The 6,443-nt window shown below is 74.0% G+C and carries 7 protein-coding genes and 1 rRNA gene; 2 read left to right on the forward strand and 6 right to left on the reverse strand.

The genetic code is table 11. The features are described from left to right. Nucleotides 1-61: 61 nt before the first annotated feature. The 3 genes from AB0B86_RS28235 to AB0B86_RS28245 form a co-directional block, all read right to left on the reverse strand. A complete protein-coding gene (locus AB0B86_RS28235; protein WP_357409976.1) occupies nt 62-919 on the reverse strand; it encodes a TlyA family RNA methyltransferase in 858 nt (285 codons plus the stop codon). A 38-nt stretch (nt 920-957) separates the two neighbouring features. Beyond that, complete coding sequence (locus AB0B86_RS28240) at nt 958-1,260, reverse strand: hypothetical protein (RefSeq protein ID WP_357420148.1); 303 nt, start codon at nt 1,258-1,260, stop codon at nt 958-960. An 83-nt stretch (nt 1,261-1,343) separates the two neighbouring features. Beyond that, nucleotides 1,344-1,973, reverse strand: coding sequence for a hypothetical protein (locus AB0B86_RS28245; RefSeq protein ID WP_357409980.1), 630 nt, complete (start codon nt 1,971-1,973; stop codon nt 1,344-1,346). 111 nt (nt 1,974-2,084) lie between these two features. Here AB0B86_RS28245 and AB0B86_RS28250 point away from each other — a divergent pair, with 111 nt between their 5' ends. After that, nucleotides 2,085-2,423 carry an SCP2 sterol-binding domain-containing protein gene (locus tag AB0B86_RS28250; RefSeq protein WP_088947517.1) on the forward strand — a complete coding sequence of 113 codons (339 nt, stop codon included), beginning with the start codon at nt 2,085-2,087 and terminating at the stop codon, nt 2,421-2,423. A gap of 24 nt (nt 2,424-2,447) precedes the next feature. Here AB0B86_RS28250 and AB0B86_RS28255 read toward each other — a convergent pair whose 3' ends face one another. Together AB0B86_RS28255 and AB0B86_RS28260 are read right to left on the reverse strand one after the other, a co-directional pair. Beyond that, on the reverse strand, nt 2,448-3,479 hold the full coding sequence (locus AB0B86_RS28255; RefSeq protein WP_357409982.1) for an HAD-IIA family hydrolase: 1,032 nt from the start codon (nt 3,477-3,479) through the stop codon (nt 2,448-2,450). Continuing rightward, nucleotides 3,476-4,492, reverse strand: coding sequence for a hypothetical protein (locus AB0B86_RS28260; protein ID WP_357409997.1), 1,017 nt, complete (start codon nt 4,490-4,492; stop codon nt 3,476-3,478). The genes AB0B86_RS28255 and AB0B86_RS28260 overlap by 4 nt, the downstream gene beginning before the upstream one ends. Between AB0B86_RS28260 and AB0B86_RS28265 the strand changes: the two genes are divergently transcribed. After that, nucleotides 4,481-6,268 carry a hypothetical protein gene (locus AB0B86_RS28265; protein ID WP_357420144.1) on the forward strand — a complete coding sequence of 596 codons (1,788 nt, stop codon included), beginning with the start codon at nt 4,481-4,483 and terminating at the stop codon, nt 6,266-6,268. The two genes, AB0B86_RS28260 and AB0B86_RS28265, sit on opposite strands and share 12 nt — an antisense overlap. A 90-nt stretch (nt 6,269-6,358) precedes the next feature. On the opposite strand, the gene rrf is transcribed toward AB0B86_RS28265, so the two are convergent. After that, a 5S ribosomal RNA gene (rrf, locus tag AB0B86_RS28270) occupies nt 6,359-6,443 on the reverse strand; the annotation flags it as partial.

A 6,443-nucleotide genomic window follows, 5' to 3' on the forward strand; every position in this document is an offset into this window, starting at 1 on the left:
CGGCGCGCCACAGTCGGCCCGCCACCACAGTGGGCCATCGCGGTGCTCTCGCTGCACGCGTTCACCCTGCGACCTCCTCCGCCGCCACGTCCGGCACGTCGCCGGCCGTCGGGCCGTCCGGCCCGGCCGCCACCACCGTCCGTACCCGCTGCGGGTCGGCCGGTGGCGCGCCCCGGCGCAACCATACGAAGAACTCCACGTTGCCGCTCGGCCCGGGCAGCGGGCTGGCCGCCACGTCGGCCAGCCCGAGGCCGAGCCGCGCGGCAGCCGCCGCCACGTCAAGCACCGCTTCGGCGCGCAACTCCGGGTCGCGGACCACACCACCAGCGCCGACCCGGTCCTTGCCGACCTCGAACTGCGGCTTGACCATCAGCGCCAGGTCACCGTCGTCCCGGGTGCAGCCGGCCAGCGCCGGCAACACCAGCCGCAGCGAGATGAACGACAGGTCCGCGACCGTGAGGTCGACCGGCCCGCCGATCGTGTCCGGATCGAGGGTACGAACATTTGTGCGCTCCAGGACGCGGACCCGCTCATCCGTGCGCAGCGACCAGGCGAGCTGCCCGTAGCCGACGTCCACGGCCACCACCTCGGCGGCGTCGGCGCGCAGCAGCACGTCGGTGAAGCCACCTGTCGACGCGCCGGCGTCCAGGCAGCGCCGGCCGGCGACGCGCAGCCCGCCGGCACCGAACGCGGCAAGCGCGCCCGCGAGCTTGTGCCCGCCGCGGGAGACGTACTCCTCGGTCGGGTCCTCGCCGGTCACCAGCAGCGGGTCGGCGGGGTCGACCATCGCGGCGGCCTTGCGCGCGACGACCCCCCGCAGCTGGACGCGGCCGGCCTCGACAAGCGCGCCGGCCTGCTCCCGGGAGCGGGCCAGACCGCGGCGGACGAGTTCGGCGTCCAGCCGGTTACGACGTGCCATTGGTGGTTCTCCGGTCTGCTCAGGCCTGGTCGTCGCACTCAGGTCTGGTCGATGGTGGCGAGGGTTTCGCGCAGCGTCTCGTAGGCCGCCTCGTACTGTGCGATCTGATCGGCCGGGGCCAGCGTCGCCGCGTTGGCAATGGCCCGCACCGCGGCGTCCACGGCCGGATGCCGCGCCGCGTCGTCGCCGCCGTCGGGCGGTGGGCCGGGCGGAGCACCCACCGCCGGGCCGGGCCGCGCAGCACCACCCACCGGCGGGCCGGGCCGCGCAGCACCACCCACCGGCGGGCCGGGACGGGCCGCGCCACCCACCGCCGGGCCGGGCCGCGCAGCACCACCCACCGGCGGGCCGGGACGGGCCGCGCCACCGGGCGGCGGGCCGGGACGGGCCGGGAACGGGCCGCCGGCCGGTGCACCGGGCTGGCTCATTCGGCGTCGTCCGGAGGCTGCTTGCGGACCGCCTTCTTGGCCGGCATGTCCGCGGGCGTGGGGGCCTCGTCGGCGGCGTTGATGCCCGCTTGCGGCTTCCCGGCGACGGCCTTCTTCGCGATTGCCTTCTTCGCCACGGCCTTCTTCGCGACGGCCTTCTTGGCCACCGGGGCACCCGCCGGGGAGTCGGTGGGCACCAGCCCTGCGCCGGGAGGCGCGGCAAGCGTGGGGTCGACCTGCGCCGGTTCGGCGGCGGCGGTCGACGCGGCGGCGGTCGGCACGGTGGGTGGCACGGTGCCCGGCTCCGCGGTGCCCGGCTCCGCGGTGCGCGCCTCGCGGAGTTGCCGTTCCAGGTCGTGCACCCGTCGGGTCAGCTCGGCCACCTCGTCGGCGGTGGCCAGCCCGACCGCGCCAAGGGCCCGGTCGACCTCGAAACGGACCAGCTTGGTCAACGCCTCGCGGTTGGCGGCACCTGTGGTGACCAGTTCCTCGCCGAGGGCCTGGAGCTGAGCGGCGGTCGCGCCGCCGGAGCCGACGAGCCGACGTGCAACGTCCTGGGCCTTTTTCCGGGGCGCTTCCGCGAGGCCCATGGCCAGTTCGAGGTAGGCGCGCCACGCGTCCTGCATGCCTGAGTCCTTCCACGGGGCGGGGTGTGCAGGTGTCACGCTACCGGGGACCCCGGACTGTGCCGTGCGGTACGGTGCCGAGGACGGCGTGGCGATCAACGAGGGGGCGATGTGGCCAGCGTGGACGAGTGCCGGCAGGCTTTGCAGGAGCTGGCCGCCCGGCTGGATCGCAATGCCGAGACGGTGCGCGAACGGATCGACCTGGACCGGACACTGGCCTGCCGGATCACCGATCTGGACACCGCGTTCCACGGCCGGATCACCGGCGGTCGGCTTGTCGAGTTGACCGACGGCGACGACCCCAAGGCCAAGATCGCGCTGAGCACGTCAAGCGACGACCTGCTCGCCCTGGTCCGCGGTGACCTGGACGTCACCAGCGCGGTGACCTCCCGCCGGGTGTCGATCAAGGCCAACCCGTTCGACCTGCTGAAGCTGCGCAAACTGCTCTGACGAACCCGGTCGCCCGACCCGGGGTCAGGCAGCGGCGGCCAGGCCGAAGCTCTCCACCGCATGCGCCGCGTCCGGGCCGATCGGGCGGATCTTCGGCAACGCCGGCTCCGGTGCCGCCCAGGCCACCGCGCAGAGCGCCGCCAGCGCGTCCAGTGGTCGCCCGGAGCCGGTCAGTTCCAGCGTGCCGTCGCGATCGGTCACGGACCAGCCGCCAGCGTCCGCCGCACCCGGGACCCGCACGGCGTCCGCCGGGTCGAAGAGCCCCGCCAGGTCCCTCGCCACGTACGTGGGACGCCGCTGCGGAGCGGCGGCCAGCAGATCCGGTACGCCGCTGACGCCGGTCAGTACGAGCAGGCTGTCCAGCCCGGCCCGGCGGGCACCCTCGATGTCGGTGTCCAACCGGTCACCCACCACCAGGCTCCGGCCACCTCCGGCACGCCGATCGGCGGTCTCGAACAGCGCCGACTCCGGTTTGCCGACCACCACGTCCGGGTCCCGCTCCAGCGCCGTCCGCAGTACCGCCACAAGCGACCCGTTGCCGGGTAGCGGACCTCGGCCACTGGGCAGCGTCCGGTCGGTGTTGGTGGCGATCCAGAGCGCGCCGGAGCGCACCGCGATCGACGCTTCGGCCAGTTCGGCCCAACCGACCTGGGGGCCGTACCCCTGCACCACCGCGGCCGGGTTCTCGTCGGCCTTGCTGACCGGGGTCAGGCCAACCGCGCGCAGCTCGGCACGGAGCGCCTCCGCCCCGACCACGAGCACCGGCGCGCCGGCGGGCAGCCGATCCCGCAGGAGTTCGGCCGAGGCCGCCGCGGAGGTGAGCACCTCCTCCGGCTTGGCCGGCACACCCATTCCGGTAAGCAGGTCGGCGACCTCGCTGGACCGGCGGGACGCGTTGTTCGTGGCGTACGCCACCGCCCGCCCCTCCTCGTGCAGCCGGGCTACGGCCTCGACGGCACCGGGGATCGGCCGGTCGATCAGGTAGATCACCCCGTCCAGATCAAAAACGACAAGGGTGTACCCGTCGACCAGCCGCTCCCCCGCGCCCGCGTTCACCGCTGCGTCGGCTCCGACTCGTCGCCCCGGACCGGGGCGGCTGCGTCGGCGTCGACCGGGGCGCCGGACGGCAGACTGTCATCGACAGCGACGCCCGCACCGGCGTTGCCGGCCTCGTCCGGGTGACGGTCCTCGTCCTCGCCGACGAAGTCGTCGCCGCCGGCCCGGCCGACGACACCGTCGGGCTCGTCGTCGTCGAAGTCCTCGTCGTCCTCGTTCTCGTCGTCCTCGTCTTCGTCGTCTTCGTCGTCTTCGTCGTCGTCCTCGATGTCGCGGTCGTCCTCGTCATCGCGGTCGTCTTCGTCGTCGCGGTCGTCTTCGTCGTCGCGGTCGTCCTCGTTCGCGCCGGTCAGGTCGGCGTCCGGTTCGGCCGGAACCGCCCCCGGAGTGCCCGGGCCCGCGGCGATCTCCTCGGCGGCTTCGTCCTCGTCGTCGCCCTCGATGACCACGCCGTCGAGTTCCAGCAGCCGCTCGGCGGCGTCCGTCTCGCCCTCGGTGTCCACGTCAGCGGCACGGGAGAACCACTCGCGGGCTTCCTCGCGCCGGCCCACGGCGAGCAGCGCGTCGGCGTACGCGTACCGCAGCCGAGCCGTCCACGGCACGGTGGCCTCGCTGGTGAGGTCCGGCACCTGGAGCATCGCCACCGCGGCGTCCTTCTGCCCGAGGTCACCCCGGGCGCCCGCAGCGACGATGAGCAGCTCGATCGCGACCGCCTGGTCCAACTTCTCCCGGTCCGCGCCGCGGAACAGGTCAATGGCCCGCTCCGGCCGGCCGAGCGCCCGCTCACAGTCGGCGAGCACAGCCAGGTGGCTCTGCAGACCACTCATCCGGTGGTACGTGCGCAGCTCGGCGATCGCCGACTGCCACTCCCCCGCGTGGTACGCAGCCAGGCCCACGGCCTCACGGACAGCGGAGATGCGTGACGCGAGCCGCCGGGCGGCCAGCGCGTGCGCCAGCGCCTCGGCCGGGTCCTCGTCAATCAGCTGACCCGTCGCCACCAGATGCCGGGCCACCGTCTCGGCGACCGGCTTGTTCAACGAGAGCAGCTCAGCGCGAACGTCCTTGTCGAGATCGGTCGCGACAATGTCGTCCGGCAGGGCCGGGCCAGAGTTGCGCGGACCGGCGTACGAGTCGGAGCCGCCGGCACGGTCGTCGCGACGGAACTCGCCCTCGCGACGCGGCCGATCGTCGGCCCGGGAAGCGCCCGCCCGGTCACCGCCCCGGTAGCCGCCCTCGCGGTCGCCACCACGGTAGCCGCCGCCCTCACGGGGCCCACTCGGCCGGGAGCCGTCTCGGTCACCGCCACGGAAGCCACCTTCGCGACGGTCACCACCGCGGAAGCCACCCTCGCGACGGTCACCGCCGCGGAAGCCACCCTCACGCGGGCCGCTGGAACGGGCACCGTCCCGGTCACCACCGCGGAAGCCACCCTCGCGGTCACCGCCACGGAAACCACCCTCACGACGGTCACCACCGCGGAAGCCGCCCTCACGAGACGCGCCGCCTTCGCGACGGTCACCGCCGCGGAAGCCACCCTCGCGCGGGCCGCTGGAACGGGCACCGTCCCGGTCACCACCGCGGAAACCACCCTCACGACGGTCACCGCCGCGGAAGCCACCCTCGCGGTCACCGCCACGGAAACCACCCTCACGACGGTCACCGCCACGGAAGCCACCCTCGCGGTCACCGCCACGGAAGCCACCCTCACGCGGGCCGCTGGAACGGGCACCGTCCCGGTCACCACCGCGGAAACCACCCTCACGACGGTCACCACCGCGGAAGCCACCCTCGCGACGGTCACCGCCACGGAAGCCGCCCTCGCGGGGTGCGCCGTCACGCGGCCCACTCGGCCGGGAGCCGTCCCGGTCACCGCCACGGAAGCCACCCTCGCGGTCACCACCGCGGAAGCCACCCTCGCGACGGTCACCGCCACGGAAGCCACCCTCGCGGTCACCACCACGGAAGCCACCTTCACGGTCGCCACCGCGGAAACCACCCTCACGCGGGCCGCTGGAACGGGCACCGTCCCGGTCACCACTGCGGAAACCACCCTCACGACGGTCACCACCGCGGAAACTACCCTCGCGGTCGCCACCGCGGAAGCCGCCCTCACGCGGGGCGCTCGAACGCGAACCATCACGGTCGCCACCGCGGAAGCCGCCCTCGCGGTCACCGCCGCGGAAACCACCCTCACGGCGGTCACCGCCACGGAAGCCACCCTCACGCGGGGCGCTCGAACGCGAACCATCGCGGTCGCCGCCCCGGAAACCACCCTCGCGGGAAGATCCGGAACGGTTGCGATCGCCGCCCTGGTAGCCGCCCTCACGACGGTCGCCAGCGCGGAAACCACCCTCGCGGTCGCCACCACGGAAGCCACCCTCACGCGGGGCGCTCGAACGCGAACCGTCCCGGTCGCCACCACGGAAGCCACCCTCACGCGGGGCGCTCGAACGCGAACCGTCCCGGTCGCCACCCCGGAAGCCACCCTCACGGCGGTCGCCACCGCGGAAGCCACCCTCACGCGGGGCGCTCGAACGCGAACCGTCCCGGTCGCCACCCCGGTAACCGCCCTCACGCGGGGCGCTGGAACGCGAGCTGTCCCGGTCACCACCACGGGACCCCGAGTCGCGGCCGCCGGCGTAACCGCCGCGGGTGCCGCCGCTGCTGTCGCGGTCTCCCCGGTACGGGGGCCGGTCTCGGTCATCGCGGCGCGAGCCGCGGTCGCGTCCGCCCGCGCCGTCAGTACGGTCTTCGTATCGACGGGGACGGTCTCCGCCCTGCGGTCCTGAACTCACAGGTACATCCTTCCTGATTGCGCCACCAATGGCGCTACGCAGTCGAGGGCCGACCCGGATGGGGCGGCCCTCGACTGGAAGATTGTCCGGCGGCGTCCTACTCTCCCACACCCTCACGAGTGCAGTACCATCGGCGCTGGAGGGCTTAGCTTCCGGGTTCGGAATGTAA

Source organism: Micromonospora sp. NPDC049047, from assembly GCF_040649135.1.
In the GTDB taxonomy this organism is placed as follows: Bacteria; Actinomycetota; Actinomycetes; order Mycobacteriales; family Micromonosporaceae; genus Micromonospora.

Excerpts from the sequence above, each read along its gene's own strand:
- AB0B86_RS28235 (WP_357409976.1), bottom strand. The coding sequence starts at position 919 with ATGGCACGTCGTAACCGGCTGGACGCCGAACTCGTCCGCCGCGGTCTG.
- AB0B86_RS28245 (WP_357409980.1), bottom strand. The coding sequence starts at position 1,973 with ATGCAGGACGCGTGGCGCGCCTACCTCGAACTGGCCATGGGCCTCGCG.
- AB0B86_RS28265 (WP_357420144.1), top strand. The coding sequence starts at position 4,481 with ATGCCGGGCCACCGTCTCGGCGACCGGCTTGTTCAACGAGAGCAGCTC.